The sequence below is a fragment of the Roseitalea sp. genome (assembly GCF_984466335.1).
Genome location: NZ_CFIFWG010000012.1, coordinates 16,011 through 30,610, shown reverse-complemented (window position 1 = coordinate 30,610; position 14,600 = coordinate 16,011). Strand labels below are relative to the sequence as shown.

General features: G+C 69.1%; 14 protein-coding genes. 3 read left to right on the top strand and 11 right to left on the bottom strand.

Annotation, left to right across the window (positions count from 1 at the left end):
- The coding region (locus tag AC5E6L_RS02370; RefSeq protein WP_491771021.1) for a YncE family protein at window positions 1–774 on the bottom strand (774 nt) is incomplete at its 3' end.
- A 221-nt stretch (window positions 775–995) separates the two neighbouring features.
- Here AC5E6L_RS02370 and AC5E6L_RS02365 point away from each other — a divergent pair.
- A complete protein-coding gene (locus AC5E6L_RS02365; RefSeq protein WP_491771019.1) occupies window positions 996–2,462 on the top strand; it encodes an aldo/keto reductase in 1,467 nt (488 codons plus the stop codon).
- A gap of 67 nt (window positions 2,463–2,529) precedes the next feature.
- Here AC5E6L_RS02365 and AC5E6L_RS02360 read toward each other — a convergent pair whose 3' ends face one another.
- The 10 genes from AC5E6L_RS02360 to AC5E6L_RS02315 form a co-directional block, all read right to left on the bottom strand.
- Entirely contained in the window at window positions 2,530–3,792 is a 1,263-nt protein-coding gene (locus tag AC5E6L_RS02360; RefSeq protein ID WP_491229939.1) for an ABC transporter substrate-binding protein, read from the bottom strand.
- A 36-nt stretch (window positions 3,793–3,828) separates the two neighbouring features.
- Window positions 3,829–4,803 (bottom strand): branched-chain amino acid ABC transporter permease, encoded by a 975-nt coding sequence (locus AC5E6L_RS02355; protein WP_491229940.1) that lies wholly within the window; start codon window positions 4,801–4,803, stop codon window positions 3,829–3,831.
- Window positions 4,800–5,714 carry a branched-chain amino acid ABC transporter permease gene (locus tag AC5E6L_RS02350; RefSeq protein ID WP_491229941.1) on the bottom strand — a complete coding sequence of 305 codons (915 nt, stop codon included), beginning with the start codon at window positions 5,712–5,714 and terminating at the stop codon, window positions 4,800–4,802. The genes AC5E6L_RS02355 and AC5E6L_RS02350 overlap by 4 nt, the downstream gene beginning before the upstream one ends.
- Window positions 5,711–6,448, bottom strand: a complete 738-nt coding sequence (locus tag AC5E6L_RS02345) for an ABC transporter ATP-binding protein (protein ID WP_491229942.1) — start codon at window positions 6,446–6,448, stop codon at window positions 5,711–5,713. Before AC5E6L_RS02345 ends, AC5E6L_RS02350 begins: the two co-directional genes overlap by 4 nt.
- A complete protein-coding gene (locus AC5E6L_RS02340; RefSeq protein ID WP_491229943.1) occupies window positions 6,445–7,263 on the bottom strand; it encodes an ABC transporter ATP-binding protein in 819 nt (272 codons plus the stop codon). Before AC5E6L_RS02340 ends, AC5E6L_RS02345 begins: the two co-directional genes overlap by 4 nt.
- The gene (locus AC5E6L_RS02335) at window positions 7,256–8,338 is read right to left on the bottom strand and encodes an aldo/keto reductase (protein ID WP_491771015.1); all 1,083 of its coding nucleotides are present in this window, start codon (window positions 8,336–8,338) and stop codon (window positions 7,256–7,258) included. The genes AC5E6L_RS02340 and AC5E6L_RS02335 overlap by 8 nt, the downstream gene beginning before the upstream one ends.
- The gene (locus AC5E6L_RS02330) at window positions 8,335–8,733 is read right to left on the bottom strand and encodes a TIGR04076 family protein (protein ID WP_491771013.1); all 399 of its coding nucleotides are present in this window, start codon (window positions 8,731–8,733) and stop codon (window positions 8,335–8,337) included. Before AC5E6L_RS02330 ends, AC5E6L_RS02335 begins: the two co-directional genes overlap by 4 nt.
- 141 nt (window positions 8,734–8,874) lie before the next feature.
- The gene (locus tag AC5E6L_RS02325; RefSeq protein WP_491771011.1) at window positions 8,875–10,317 is read right to left on the bottom strand and encodes a GMC oxidoreductase; all 1,443 of its coding nucleotides are present in this window, start codon (window positions 10,315–10,317) and stop codon (window positions 8,875–8,877) included.
- Complete coding sequence (locus AC5E6L_RS02320; RefSeq protein ID WP_491771009.1) at window positions 10,314–10,496, bottom strand: twin-arginine translocation signal domain-containing protein; 183 nt, start codon at window positions 10,494–10,496, stop codon at window positions 10,314–10,316. Before AC5E6L_RS02320 ends, AC5E6L_RS02325 begins: the two co-directional genes overlap by 4 nt.
- A 111-nt stretch (window positions 10,497–10,607) precedes the next feature.
- Window positions 10,608–11,765, bottom strand: coding sequence for a CaiB/BaiF CoA transferase family protein (locus AC5E6L_RS02315; RefSeq protein ID WP_491230705.1), 1,158 nt, complete (start codon window positions 11,763–11,765; stop codon window positions 10,608–10,610).
- A gap of 168 nt (window positions 11,766–11,933) precedes the next feature.
- Here AC5E6L_RS02315 and AC5E6L_RS02310 point away from each other — a divergent pair, with 168 nt between their 5' ends.
- Window positions 11,934–12,926 (top strand): LysR substrate-binding domain-containing protein, encoded by a 993-nt coding sequence (locus tag AC5E6L_RS02310; protein ID WP_491771007.1) that lies wholly within the window; start codon window positions 11,934–11,936, stop codon window positions 12,924–12,926.
- A 372-nt stretch (window positions 12,927–13,298) separates the two neighbouring features.
- Entirely contained in the window at window positions 13,299–14,588 is a 1,290-nt protein-coding gene (locus AC5E6L_RS02305; protein ID WP_491771005.1) for an ABC transporter substrate-binding protein, read from the top strand.
- Window positions 14,589–14,600 lie beyond the last annotated feature (12 nt).

Sequence of the window (14,600 nt, the reverse complement as noted above, 5' to 3'; positions counted from 1 at the left end):
CGGATCGACCACATCGAGACCCCGGTGGCGGTCCGAGGCCAGGAGGAACCAGCGCGAGAACGGGTCGGTATAGGCCCGCCAATAGTGCCGGTCGCTCGACCAGCGGCGCACGATGCGGCCGCTTCGCAGGTCGACGACCGCAAGCTCCTGGCCGTCGCGCAACGGGGTCACGATCACCCCGTAGCGGCCGTCGGCGGTGCGCGTCATATGGTCGATGCCGGCCGTGGCGCGCGGCATCGCGAAGGCCGGGCCCGCAACGCGCGCATCAAGGTCGATACGGCGGACGACAGCATCGTCGAGGCCCGACACGTAAAGCCGGCCGCCGTCGGCGGAGAATCTGAGGTCGTGCGCGCCGGCGAAACCGCCTACGACGAAACGCGCGCGGGCGGTCCGGGGGTCGATCAGCGCGATGCGGCCCGAGACCATGTCGGCGGCGGCCAGCGTCCGCCCGTCGGGCGCGAAGGCGACGAGCCAGGGAGACACGCCGAGCACGGTTTCGTGCCGCACGTCGAGCGTGCGGCCGGACACCAGCAAAAGCCGCCCGCTGACGGGCTCGGAAACGGATACGAGATCGTCGAAGGCGCTGGCGACCAGATGGCCGGGCGCGACGGCAAGGGGGCGTTCGGCGACGATCGCGCGCCGGTCCATGTCATAGGCGATCAGGCGCGGACCGCGCCAGTCCGTCAGGAAGACCAGGCCGCTGTCGGACGAACGCGCCGCGGCCGGCAGCGCGCCGGCAAACGGGGCGAGCACCGAGGCGGCGGCATAGGCCAACAAGCGGCGCCGGCCGATCGGGCGGCACGCGGCGCTATGATCGTGCGTTCGCTGGTTCGGCCTTTTCTTCATTGCCGGCGACCGGCCTCCATGCGCGACGGGGGGAACCGACGCCTCAATGCTCCGCCAAAGATGGTTCGGGCGGCGGCCAGGGCAAGTGGCGGCTTGCCAGCCCGCGCGCGCCGGTGCACTGAAAGGGCCCATCCGAACCAGGCCGCGCCATGACGACAAAGCAAGAACGACCCGACCGCATGACGGTCGGCACACTCGACATCAGCCGCATCATCACCGGCCTTTGGCAGGTCGCCGACATGGAAAAGGACGGCGGCACGCTCGACCCGGACGCGGCGGCCGGCCATCTGCGGGCCTATGCCGATGCCGGCTTTTCGAGCTTCGACATGGCCGACCATTACGGATCGGCGGAGATCATCGCCGGGCGGCTGCTGTCGCGTTGGGCGGCCGGCGCGCGGCCCCTCGCCTTCACCAAATGGTGCCCGCCCCCCGGCGCGATGACCCGCGAGCGCGTGCGCGCGGGCGTGGCCGAGCGCCGCGCGCGCCTCGGCGTCGAGCGGATCGACCTTTTGCAACTGCATTGGTGGACGTTCGCGCATCCGGCCTGGCTCGATGCGCTGCATGCGCTGGCCGAACTGCGCGCGGAGGGCGTGATCGGCGAGATCGGCGTCACCAATTTCGACGCCGCCCATCTGCACCTGGCGCACGCCGACGGCATTCCGGTCCTGACCAACCAGGTGTCGTTCTCGCTGCTCGACCGCCGCGCCGCCGGGCCCCTGGCCGAACTGTGCGCCGGGACGGGCATGCGCCTTCTCGCCTATGGCACGCTGTGCGGCGGGTTCTTGTCGGAGCGCTGGCTCGGCCGGCCCGAACCGCGCGACATCGCCGACTGGAGCGGCATGAAATACAAGCGCTTCATCGAGGCGATCGGCGGATGGGGCGCCTATCAGACGGTGCTGCGCGCGGCGGCAGGCATTGCCGCCAGGCACGGCGTGTCGGTCTCCAACGTCGCCACGCGCTGGGTGCTGGAAAACCCGGCCGTCGCCGGGGTGATCATCGGCGCGCGGCTCGGCGAGCGCGAGCACCGGGCCGACAATCTCAACCTGTTCCGCTTCGCGCTGGATGCCGAAGACCATGCCCGGCTCGAAGAGGCGTTCGCCGCGACCACGCCGGTTCCCGGCGACTGCGGCGACGAGTATCGCAAGCCGCCCTTCCTGACCGCTTCGGGCGATCTGAGCCACCATCTGGACCGGATCGAAGACGCGTTCACCGCCGAACGGGTGCCGGGCAGGCCCGGCCAGCGCCGCGTCGTCTCGGGCAGCGCGTGGGAACCGATCGCCGGCTATTGCCGCGCCCGGCGCATCGGCGACCGTATCCTCGTGTCGGGCACCACCGCGACCCATGGCGCCGACCGCGTGGTCGCGCCGGGCGATGCGGCGGCGCAGGCGACCTATGTTCTCGACAAGATCGCCGCGGCCCTGTCGGCGCTGGGTGCCTCGATGGAGGATGTGGTGCGCACCCGCGTCTATGTGGCCGATATCGCCGACGCGGAGGCGGTCGCCCGCGCCCATGGCCGCCGTTTCGCGCAGATCATGCCCGCCAACACGCTGATCGCGGTCGACAGGCTGGTCGGCACGTTCCTGGTCGAGATCGAGGCCGAGGCCATCGTGGCGTGAGCGGACCGGCCATCCATACCGACCGGCCCGGTCGCCCAAGCCGATCGCCCAAGCCGGGCGGCGCGCCTCAGTTCAGCGTCGCGATGAAGGCGTCGACCTCGGCCAGCGGGACGAACCGGTCCTCGGTCACGCCGTCCCCGGTGAACGACCAGATAACGGCGGGCGCCGAAACGTCGCCATTGCCGTCGAAGCGCACCGCGCCGGTCGCGCCCTGATAGCTGACCGGGCTGCCCGCATCGAGCAGCGCCCTGGCCCGGGCGAAATCCTCGGCGTCGGCGGCGACCGGCGTGCCCGCCGGATCGGTGACCATCGGCACCTTGGCGGCAATCTGGGCGCCCGATGCGCCCTCGCCCGCCGCGTGCATGGCCAAAAGCGCGATCAGCGTCGCATCGAAGCTGTTGGGGATGCCCGGCCCGTTCGGCTCGGCATCGAAGCGGTCGCGATAGAGCGCGCGGAACGCGGCGGCCGAATCGGTGCGCGGCGAGGAGGTGTCCGTGCCGCGCAGATCGCCCAGATAGCGCATGCCGACGCCCTGGCGGAATTCGTCGGACTTGAGCGAGTTGGCGACGATCATCTCCTGCGTGCCGCCCAGCGAAATCCACTCGCGGGCGACCTGCGTGCCCTCCTTGGGATAGAGCGCCATGTAGATCGCCTGCGGCCGGTCGCGCAGCGCGTCGGTGACCTCGGCCCGGTAGGAGGGCTGGCCGTCATTGATCGCGACGCTGGCCGTCACGGTCAGGCCGACCGCCTCGAAATCGGCCCTGACGAACTCGGCGACGTCCTGGCCCCAATCGTCGTTCTTGTAAAAAATGGCGATCGATTCATAGCCCTGATCGCGCGCGACCATCGCCGCCACCGAGGTCTGGACGCGGGTGGTGGCGAAGGTGCGGAACCACAGCCCGTTCGTGCCGCCCTCCTGGGCCAGCCTGGTGAACGCGGTCGACGAGGAGCAGCACGACATCTGCATGACGCCGGAGGGCACGGTCACCGAGGTGAGGATGGGCATGGAGACGCCGGACGAAACCGCGCCCAGGAGCACCCTGACGCCCTCAAGGTCGACCAGCGCCTTGGCCGCGTCGACGCCGACCTTCGGGTCGGCCTGGGTGTCGCGCAGGATCGGCTCGACCCGGCAGCCATGGACGCCGCCGGCCTCGTTGGCCAGCTCCGTGGCGAACTGCGCCGTCCGGGCGATGGGCTGGCCCCAGTCGACCGAGGTCGGCAGCGCGACGCCGACCTTGACCGTGCATTGCTGGGCGCTGGCGGTTCCGCCGGACCCAAGGCCGAGGGCCGCGGCCAAGAGCGCCGCGCCCGCCAATGTTCGATAGGACATTCGTCTTCTCCCTTTGCTGTTGTCCCTTCCGTGCCGTCAGGCCCGCCGGGCGCGCGCGCCCGGCGGCCGGCGTCCCGACTGCGAGACGACGAGCCGCTCGGCCAAAAGCCCCCTTGGGCGCCACAGCAGCATGCCGACGATGACGAGGCCGATCAGCACATATTGCATCGACCCCGCATAGAGCTGCGCCTCGACGGGCGCGAACCGGGCCAGCGCCCAGCCGCTCGCCGTCCACGCGCCCCAGATCAGGAACGCGCCCAGGATCGCGCCGCGATTGTTGCCCGCGCCGCCGACGATCAGCATCGCCCATATCTGGAAGGTCAGGATCGGCAGCACGTCCTGCGGGCTGACGAAGGCATAGAAGGTGGCATAGAGCCCGCCGGCCGCGCCCATCACCATCGAGCCCAGGACGAAGGCCGTCAGGCGGATGCGCGCGGGGTTCTTGCCAAGCGAGCGGGCCGCCGTCTCGTCCTCGCGGATGGCGCGCAGGAGGCGCCCGTAGGGCGACCGGATCAGCCGCTCCAGCCCCGCATAGACGGCGATAAGGATGCCCAGCGTGAAGGCGAGGAAGACGGTGTTGAAGAGCAGCGGATCGCCTATCGCCTGTTCGAGCGGTCGCTCGAAGCCCCGCACGCCCTGCGCGCCGCCCATCAGCCATTGCGCGTTGCGGGCGACGCTTTCGAAGGCGACGGCCACGCCGAAGGTGGCGATGGCCAGATAATCGTGCCGCAGCTTCAGGGTCATGATGCCGACGATCCAGGCCAGGGCGCCGGCCACCGCGACGCCGCCCAAGAGCGCCAGCGGATAGAACAGTTCGAACCCGCCCATCTGCCCCGGCTGCGGCGTGCCGCCCAAAATGATCGTGCCATAGGCGCCCGCGCCGAAGAAGGCCGCCACGCCGCCGTTGAAAAGGCCCGTATTGCCCCATTGCAGGTTCAGGCCGAGCACCGCGACGGCGAGGATCGAGGCCATCGTCGCAAAGAAGACGAGATAGGATAAAAGGCCGATCATTCGACCGCCTCGCCGAACAGGCCGTGCGGCCGAACGATCAGAACCGCCATGATGATCAGGAACGGCATGGCCGGCGCATAGCCGGCCGGCAGGACGGCCAGCGCGAGCCCGCCGGCGATGCCGACGATGAAGCCGCCCAGGACGGCGCCGTAGACGCTGCCGATGCCGCCGACGATGGTGGCGGCGAACAGCGACAGGATCAGATTGTGCCCCATCAGCGGCGAGAGCTTGCTGTCGAGCGCATAGAAGATGCCGGCCGCCGCCGCCAGGCCGCCGCCGATGATCCATGTGGCGGCGATCATGCGCGACAGGCGCACGCCGGCCACCTGCGCGAGCGCCGGATTTTCGGCCACCGCGCGCAGGGCGAAGCCGAAACCGGTGCGCGACAGGACCAGGTGCAGCGCCAGCATGATGGCGAGCGCGGCGGCGAAGACGAAGAGCTGGTCCGGCTTGACCAGAAGCAGCGGGTCGGCGCTGACCAGCACGGCAAAGGCGATCTCTTCGCTGTAAAGGTGCGACTGGACGCCGAACAGGAGCGCGAGCAGGTTGCGCACGATCAGCGCCACGCCGAACGAGGCGAACACCATCGACAGCGGCCCGGCGGTCCGGCGAATGCGCCTGAAGACCAGCCGGTCGATGAGCATCGCCGAAAGGCCGGTCACGCCCATGGCCAGGACAACCGACAGGGCGAGCGCGCCCGTCAGGCTCAGCGGGCCGAGCGTTGCCGAAAGCGGCGGCGCGATCGCCGCCAGAAGCGGATCGAAGACCAGCGCGGCATAGGCGCCGATGCCCATCAGTTCGGCATGGGAGAAATTGGCGAACCGCAGCATGTGCATGACCAGCGTCAGGCCGATCGCGCCCAGCGAGACGATCGATCCGACCAGAAGACCGTCGGCGAGGCCCTGGATCATGACGCCACCATGCGCCTGCCGCCCAGATAGATCTCGGCGACGACCGGGTCGTCGCGCAGCCTGTCGGCCGGGCCGTCGAGCTGGTTGCGGCCCTCGGCCAGAATGTAGCAGTGATCGGCCATGTGCAGCGCCTGGTTGACGTTCTGCTCGACCAGAAGGACCGAGACGCCCTGCCCGGTCAGCCCGCGCGCCAGTTCGAGCACCTCCTGGGCCGCCCTGGGCGACAGGCCGGCGGACGGCTCGTCCATCATCAGCACCGAAGGCCGGCGGGCCATGGCCATGGCGACCGCCAGCATCTGGCGCTGCCCGCCCGACAGGGCGCCGGCGCGCTGCCGGTGCTTGGCGGCCAGCGGCGGAAAAAGGGCGAACAGTTCGTCAAGGCGCGCCGCCGCATCCGCGCCGCCTTGCGCTCTCAGCGCAAGGGCGAGATTCTGCTGCACGCTCAACGTGCGGAACACGTTGTCGTTCTGCGGCACATAGGCGATGCCGAGCGGCCCCATCTGGTCGGGGCGGATGCCGGCGATGGATACGCCGCGGCAGGTGATCGTGCCCGCGCTCACCGGCACCAGGCCCGCGATCGCCTTGACCAGCGTCGACTTGCCGGCCCCGTTCGGCCCGATGACGACGGCCATGGTGGCGGCCGGCAGCACCATGTCGATCCCGTGCAGGATCGGCAGATCCCTGGCATAGCCGGCGACCAGGCCGGAAACGGTCAGCGCGGGGTCGGCGCTCATCGGACCTTCGCCCCCAGATAGGCATCGAGCAGGACCGGATCGGCCTGGGCCGCCTCGGGCGTTCCCTCGAACACGACCCGGCCCTCTGCGAGCGCGATGACGCGATGGCAGTGCCGCATCACGAAATCCATGTCGTGCTCGATGATGAAGAAGGTCCTGCCGCGCCGATTGAGCTCCTCGATGCGTTCGATGAGGATGGCGGTCAGGCTCGGATTGACGCCGGCCGCCGGCTCGTCGAGCAGGATCACCCGGGGATCGCCCATCAGCACGCGGGCCAGCTCCAGCAGCTTGGTCTGACCGCCGGAGATACCGCCCGCGGGCCGGTCGGCCAGCGCGTCCAGCGTCATGAAGGCGAGGATGTCCATGGCCCTGGCGCGCAGTTCGGCCTCCTGGCGGCGAATGTCGCGGCCGCGCAGGAGCGCGCCGGCGACGCTCTCCCCGATCTGGCCGCCCGGCGCGATCATCACGTTTTCGAGCACGCTCATGCGGGCGAAGGGGCGCGGTATCTGGAACGTCCGCCCCAGGCCCGCGCGGAACAGGCGGTCGGCGGACACGCCGGTGATGTCGCGCCCGCCCAGGCGCACCGTACCCGCGGTCGGCTTGAGCGTGCCGGCCAGCACGTTGAAGAACGTCGTCTTGCCCGCCCCGTTCGGGCCGATCAGGCCGGTGATCGTTCCGCGCCCGACGTCCAGGGAGACATCGTCGACCGCCTTGAAGGCATCGAAACGGCGCGAGACGTTGCGGGCCTCAAGCACGGCCGCCGGCGCCGTATCGGCGCCCATATCCCCGCCGGCGGCAGCGGCGGCCTCAGGCACGGGCCGCCTCCGCCGCAGCGTCCGGGCCGGCGTTCAGCTCGTACTTCATGATCCGGCCGTGCCGCCCGGTCCGGTCGCGTTCGAGCCCGTAGACCGGGCCGGCCGGACCCCCTGCCCTTGCCAGGACCGCCGCGATGCGGGACCGATCCTCCTCATCGAGCGCAAAATCGAACACCTTCAGCGTTTCGGGCAGGTGCCGCGCGTAACGCGCCCCGACGATGGCGGCGGCGACCTGCGGCCGGTCCAGCACCCAGCGCGTGGCCACGGCGCTCAGCGGCACGCCATGCCTGCCGCCGATCCCGTCAAGGCACCGCAGCAGGTCCTGGAACAGCGACCAGGGGCCGAACTCGTCGATGATCAGCCGGTACTTGACCAGCGAGCGGTTGTCGAACGCGAACCCCGGATCGGGCGCGCCCAGCCAGCGCCCGGTCAGAAAGCCGCCCGCCAGCGTGCCGTAGCACAGAAGGTGGATGTCCCGGGCCGCGCACCAGCGCGCAAGCCCGTTCTCGGGGCGGCGGTCCAGCACCGAATACTGCACCTGCGCCGAGACCGGCTCGAAACCGGCCTCAAGGAACAGGGCGATCTGCGCGGCGTCCCAGTTGGTCAGGCCCAGATGCCCGATCTTGCCCTTCTCCCTGAGCCGGATCAGCGGTTCGAGCACGCGCGCGGGCTCGCCGCGGGCAAGGTCCCACCAGTAGAACTGCACCAGATGCAGCGTGTCGATGCGCAGCCGCCGCAGCGAGCGGTCGACGGTCGCCTCCACCTCGTCGGGCCGCAGATCGGCAAGGCGCGACAGGTCCGGCACGAACTTGGTGTGCACGCGCACGCGGTCGGCGGCCGCGCCGCCGCGCCGGCGGCGCAGGCCGGCGATGAAATCGCCGATCATCGCCTCGACACCGGTGTAGATGTCGGCGCAGTCGAAGGTGGCGATGCCGGCATCGACGAACGCCTCCATGTCGGCGATCGCCCGCGCGCCGATCACCTCGCCATGGCCGCCGGCGAGCTGCCAGCCGCCCCTGACGATGCGCGAGATCCGGTGGCCGGGGCGCAGCAGCGCCGTTTCCACCGGGCTCACCGGGCGCCCTTTCGGGCCCAGTAGGGCGTGTGCCGGCGATCGGGCAGGCCGGTCGTCTCGGCGTGCCGGAACCAGCGCCTTTGCGTGCGCGTGATGCGGAAACGGCCGCCGCAATTGGGGTCGGGGCACGCCACCTCGGCGTCGGTGGACATCCAGTCGTTCGGATCGGTGTCGCGCTGCTTGGCCGGCAGAAGCGGCAGCAGCGCGGCCAGCGCATACATGGAAACCCGCTGACCGGGGTCGAACACGAGCGTTTCGCCCTCGACGGAAAACGCCTCCCCCTCGATGTGGCGGCACACGGGCGCGCGCCCGTCCAGGACCGTTTCCACCTTCAGATCGTACAGCCAGAAACCTTCATCGGCCGCCGGCTCGTCACCGGCCTGCGCGTCGACCATGCCACGTCACTCCCGATTGCATTTCCCGGCCAGCGCGCGCCAGTCGAACCACACTTTTGCGGATGTTATGGCGGCCGATTTCGCAGTGTCAACCGGCGCTTTGCCGTCCGGCTTCCGAAAAGCGGCAGCCCGGCGGCCGGTTCAGATCTCGCCGGCCAGATGGGCGCCCAGCCGGTCGGCCAGGGCGACGATCGACAGCGTCGGATTGGCATAGCCCGACGTGGTGAACACCGAGGAGCCGGCGACATAGAGGTTGCCCATGCCGTGCACGCGGCCATCGGCGTCGACCACGCCCCGGCGCGGATCGGCGCTCATGCGCGTGCCGCCCATATGGTGGTGCCCGGCGATCGGCTGACGGGTGCCGGTCGGATAGGCGCCGCCTTCGAGCACCCAGTCGTCGAACTTCAGCCGGCCGAACTCGGCCCGCGCCATCGCGGTGCCGAAGAGCTTCAGCCCGTCGACGAGGGTGCGCCTTTCCAGATCGCCCTTGCGCCAGTGCAGCACGACGCGCGGCACGCCCGCCGGGTCGACCGCGTCGTCCGAAAGCGCCACGCGGTTGTCGGCGACCGGCGCCTGTTCGAGCGCGACGCTGATCCGGGCCGTGCAGATCAGATCGCGGTCGGCGCGGTTGGCCAGCCAGCGGCCGAAGGCCGGCGCCACGCATGCGATGTCGGCGACCAGCCGTTTGCCGCCCCGATAGCTGCGCGGGCGGACATGGACATGGTGGTTCATGATCCGCCCCGCCGCCATCGCCTCCGGCGAGGGCGCAAAGAAGCTCCAACCGTCGGGTTCGCTGCTCAACCGCCGCCGGTCGAAGATGATCGCCTCGCCGACGAAGAATTCGGGATGCTCCATCCAGTAGCGCCCGAGCGCGCGCGGCTCGGGAACGACCGGATCGGGCGAACGGATGTTGGACCAGAGCAGGAGACGGGCGTTTTCGATGCCGCCGGCGGCCACGACGAAGCGCGGCGCGGCGATCCGGGCGGAGGCACGTCCATCGCCATGAAGATTGGCCGCCACGACCCGGCGCCCGCGCGCGACCAGGTCGGTGGCATAGGCGTTCAGGACGACCGCGATGTGCGGGCTGCGCTCAAGCGCGTCGCCGAACCGGTCGCCGAACCGCACCACCGGATCGCTGCGGATCAGGTCGATGCGGTTGACGGCGTCCGTGATCGGCTCGTCGGGCGCAAAGCCGCGCAGGCCCAGGATCGCGCGCGCGGCCGGCAGGTGCGGGGCGAGCGCGTCCGCGCCGATCGGCCAGCCGCTGTGGGCAATCCAGTCGCGGGCGAGGAAATCATGGGCGTCGAGCGGGCGGCACCAGCCGCTCCAGTGGCCGGACGTGCCGCCCAGATAGCGCAGCCGGGCGACATCGAGCTCGAAATAGGGATCGCCGATGGTCTCGCCGGCGTAAAAGTCCTGCGAGCGGCCCGAATAGTCCCTGCCGCCCGCTTCGAGCAGGGCGCAGGGAATGCGCGCCTCGGCCAGGCGGAGCGCAAGGGTGATGCCGGCCGGGCCGGCGCCGATTATGACGACCTGCGGCTCGAAGCCCGATTGCCCGAATGCGTCGGTGTCGCCGAAGATCACGCCAGGTCGATATCCTTCAAAAGCCAGCCGCCGCGCAGGACCATGCGGCCGGATGTGCCTGGGAAGGGGGCACCGACGGCCACGCCAAGGGCGATGGCGGCGACGCCGGCCAGAAGCCCCCGCCGCGTCGCGGACAGATGGCGGGGTTTCGATGCGGCCTCGGCGATTGCTGCGTTCATTGGACTTTCAGTGAATCACGCAACGCGCGCACGGTCAATGACCCCGCGACCCCGCGCGCGCAGGCGACAGGCGCGATGGGGCCGCCGCACGGCAACCCCGGCACGGGTCGCTCAGGTCGGGCTGACCGGCCCCCGCTCGTCATCGGGACCGGGCGCGAATTGGCGGCGGATATCGATGCCGTGCTCACCGCGCTCGGGAACCGGGCCGTAATGGCGCTCCTCACCGGCGACCCTGGCGCCCGGCGCAAGCAGTTCGACTGCCCCTTGCGCCGTCTCCACCGTGATATGGCGGTTTTGCGGATGCGCGATCAGATCGTCGAGGTCCGACAGACGCCCGCAGGCGATGGCGGCGTCGATCAGGCGCGCCATGTTCGTCTCGCGGTCGAACCGCAAGAAATGTTCGGCCAGGGCCGCGTCCACCGCCATGCGGTTGCCGACGCGGTCGTCGTTTGTGGCGAACCCGTCCGCGCCGGTCAGGTCGGGCCGGCCGAGGACCGTCTCGCAGAGCGCTTTCCACTCCCGGTCGTTCTGGATGGAAATCAGCAGCAGCTTGTCATCGGCGCAGCGGAAGGCGCCATAGGGCGCGATGGTGGGGTGTTGGAGGCCGTTGCGCGCGGGCGTCAGTCCACCGTATCGCCTTTGCATGTAGGGGACATTCATCCAGTCGGCCAGGGCATGGAAGAGCGACACCTCGATATGGCGGCCCTTGCCGTCCCTGCCGCGGCCGATCAACGCTTCCAGGATGGCCTGGTAGGCGGTCATGCCGGCGGCGATGTCGCACACCGAAACGCCCACCCGCGCAGGGCCGTCCGGCGTGCCGTTGATCGCGCAGAGCCCGCTCTCGGCCTGGATCAGCAGATCATAGGCCTTTTGGCCCGCGCGCGGTCCCTTCGATCCATACCCGCTGATCGAACACACGATCAGCTCCCGGCGGGCGGCCGCCAGCTCCGTTGGATCGAAACCCAGCCTGGCAAGAGCGCCCGGCGCCAGATTCTGAATGAAAATGTCCGCCTGATCGATCATGCTGCGCAGAACGGCCCGGTCCGCCCGGTCCCGCAGGTCGAGACAGATCGATTCCTTGCCCCGGTTGAGCCAGACGAAATAGGCGCTGCCGCCCTTGGCCAGCGAGTCATAATGGCGGGCGAAATCGCCCTCGGATCGCTCCACCTTGATCACGCGGGCACCGGCGTCGGCCAGCTTCACCGAGGCATAGGGCGCGGCCACCGCCTGCTCGACCGAGACAACGAGCAGCCCGTCCAGTTCACCCATCTCGCCGCTCTCTCCTTGATCGCATCGTTGTCATGGCCGCGGACCGGTCCGGCGCAGCTGGTTCTTTTTCGGCCGATTTTGCCAGCGGCCACGGCAACCGCAAATATATTGTTCTTTCCCTTTCCATAGCCCTGCCCTATTGCAAAGCGTTCAAGGAGCTGTCGAACCATGGATTCCCGTCATCTGGGCTATTTCAGCCAGATCGTCGATTGCGGCTCGATGAGCGCGGCGGCGCGCGCGCTCGGCATCGCGCAGCCTTCGCTGTCTCAGCACGTCAAGAACCTCGAAGCGCATCTGGGGGCCGAGCTGCTGCTGCGCACCAGCAAGGGCGTGATGCCCACCGAGGCCGGCGAGGTGCTCTACCAGCATGCCAGGCGGGTCGCCGAGACCCTTCATATGGCCGAAGAGGAGGTCAGGGCGGCCGCCGGCACGCCGGCCGGACGCGTGGCGTTCGGACTGCCGGCATCGGTGTCGATGGCGCTGTCGGTGCCGCTCGCCGAAACGACGCGCCTGGAACTGCCGCTCGTTCAACTGTGCGCGGTCGAGGCGATGAGCGGATACATCAAGAACTGGGTCGTCAACGGCGATGTCGACATCGGCCTGCTCTATGACCTTGACGGGCTGACCAATTTCCGCGCCCGCGAACTGGTCGGCGAGGAGATCTACTTCGTGTCGGCCGCCGACGACTGGCCTTTCGAGAGCGAGCCGGGAAGCCCTGTCCCGCTGCGGGATCTGGCGGGTCTTGAAATGGTCCTGCCGTCGATGAACCACGGCCTTCGCACGCTCGCAGAGCGCGCCGCAAAGAGCATCGGCATATCGTACAACATCGTCATCGAAATGGATTCCCTACAGCAGATAAAGGCGCTTGTCGCGCGGGGCAGCGGCCACACGCTGCTGTCGCCGGCGGCCATAGACGACATGGCACAGAGCAACACGCTGCTGAAGGGGCGCGTCATCGATCCGGTCATCCGCAGGCCGGTGTTCCTTGTGCGCAACGCCGACAAGAGCGTCACAATCGCAAGCCGCGCCGTCGAGCGGCTGTGCGAGGACGTCATCAAGGATCTCGTCAAGCGCGGCATATGGCAAGCCGAGGTGCTGCCCAAGCCAAACGAGAAGGCCATGGAGCCGCCTCGGCTCCCTATCGGAGCGGTTCGTCTTTAGCTGGCATCGTCTGAGCGCCGGGATTTTATGATCCGGCAAGGCGCGCGGGACGAGGCGGTGCGGGCACCGCAAGGGGTGCGCAACGCCGTCCAGAGCGCAAAAGACCAAGCGCGGGCGATGTGCGGCTATCGTGTGATTTCAATGTGTTGCCGGCCTCCGGCTCGGACGTCTTTTCCGCCGGCGGCACCGTCAAAAGCCTCGCGCGATCGTCGGATCGCGCTGCGGCACACGGGCGCCATGCGGCCATAGGTCTGGCCTATGGGCCGCATGGCAAATGGTTATTTCGACCGATGGCCGGGCATCATTAGGGTTTTTAACCTCGGAGGACAGGCGGACGGGCATTGCGCCGTCCGCAAATGGGAGGTTCCGACCATGAGAAAGACAATTGCCGGCGCCCTTGTGGCGGCGCTGCCGACGATGGCGCTGGCCCAGGACGGCCAGCCCGAAACGATCGATATCGGCATCACGACGTTTCTGACGGGCCCCGCATCGGTGTTCGGCGTGCCGGCGCGCGATGCCGCCCAAATGCTGATCGAACAGATGAACGCCGACGGCGGAATTGCCGGCGCGCCGATCAATGCCAGCTTCATCGACGAGGGCGCCGGCGGCGAGGCGCTTCTGGCCGAATACAGGCGCCTGGCCGAAACCGACGGCGTCGACGTGATGATGGGTTCGATCTCGTCGGGCAATTGCGGCAAGATCGCGCCGCTGGCCGAAGACCTGCGGATCGTCAACATCATGTGGGACTGCGGCACGCAGCGCATCTTCGAGGAAAACGAGTACGACTTCGTTTTCCGCACGCAGGCCAACGCCACCCCCGAAATGCTTGCGTCCGTTCTTTATCTGTTGAAGACAAGGCCCGATTTCGAGACGATCGCCGTGGTCAACCAGGACTATGCCTGGGGCCGCGACAGTTGGGATATCTTCTCGACGGCGCTTGCGGCGATGAAACCCAATGTGCGCGTGGTCGGAGAGTTCTTCCCAGCCTTCGGCGCGCCCGACTATTCCACCGAGATTTCCCGCCTTCAGGCGCTTCGGCCCGACGTGATCCTGTCCACCTCGTGGGGCGGCGATCTGGATACCTTCGTGCGGCAGTCCGCCCAGCGCGGCCTGATGAACGTGTCGACCTTCGTGCTGCCGCTGGGCGAAAGCTCGCTGGAACGGCTCGGCGACACGCTCCCCGAGGGCGTGATCGTCGGCGCGCGGGGCGATCACTACTTCATGCACCCCGAGCGGCGCGACGATGAGGACTTCCAGGCTTTCGTGGGCGGCTTCCGCGACAAGACCGGCGCCTACCCGATCTATTCGGTCTTCCACATGGCGCAGGCGCTCAAGGGGCTCAAGGCCGCATATGAGCGCGCGATCGAGCACAATGACGGCGCCTGGCCGGACAATGCGCAACTGGCCGCCGCCTTCGAGGGCCTTTCCTTCCAGGGCTTCGGCCGCCCGGTCACGATCCGTGAAGACAATCAGGGCATCGAAGCCCAGTTGCTGGGCACCACGACCGCTTCCCAGGACCACGCGTTCGCCGTTCTGGAGAACATCATGATCTTCGACGGCGGGCCGCTGACGGCGCCCGTCGGCGAAACGTCCCTCGACTGGGTGGGCACGCTGACGCCCGACTTCATCGACCAGGCGCCGGTCGACATGTTCGATCGGTAGGCCGCATCCGAA

What these genes read in the sequence shown, in the direction of transcription:
- AC5E6L_RS02315 (WP_491230705.1), bottom strand. Translation starts at nt 11,765, where the DNA reads ATGGGTGAACTGGACGGGCTGCTCGTTGTCTCGGTCGAGCAGGCGGTG.
- AC5E6L_RS02305 (WP_491771005.1), top strand. Translation starts at nt 13,299, where the DNA reads ATGAGAAAGACAATTGCCGGCGCCCTTGTGGCGGCGCTGCCGACGATG.
- AC5E6L_RS02360 (WP_491229939.1), bottom strand. Translation starts at nt 3,792, where the DNA reads ATGTCCTATCGAACATTGGCGGGCGCGGCGCTCTTGGCCGCGGCCCTC.
- AC5E6L_RS02355 (WP_491229940.1), bottom strand. Translation starts at nt 4,803, where the DNA reads ATGATCGGCCTTTTATCCTATCTCGTCTTCTTTGCGACGATGGCCTCG.
- AC5E6L_RS02320 (WP_491771009.1), bottom strand. Translation starts at nt 10,496, where the DNA reads ATGAACGCAGCAATCGCCGAGGCCGCATCGAAACCCCGCCATCTGTCC.
- AC5E6L_RS02330 (WP_491771013.1), bottom strand. Translation starts at nt 8,733, where the DNA reads ATGGTCGACGCGCAGGCCGGTGACGAGCCGGCGGCCGATGAAGGTTTC.
- AC5E6L_RS02350 (WP_491229941.1), bottom strand. Translation starts at nt 5,714, where the DNA reads ATGATCCAGGGCCTCGCCGACGGTCTTCTGGTCGGATCGATCGTCTCG.
- AC5E6L_RS02365 (WP_491771019.1), top strand. Translation starts at nt 996, where the DNA reads ATGACGACAAAGCAAGAACGACCCGACCGCATGACGGTCGGCACACTC.
- AC5E6L_RS02310 (WP_491771007.1), top strand. Translation starts at nt 11,934, where the DNA reads ATGGATTCCCGTCATCTGGGCTATTTCAGCCAGATCGTCGATTGCGGC.
- AC5E6L_RS02345 (WP_491229942.1), bottom strand. Translation starts at nt 6,448, where the DNA reads ATGAGCGCCGACCCCGCGCTGACCGTTTCCGGCCTGGTCGCCGGCTAT.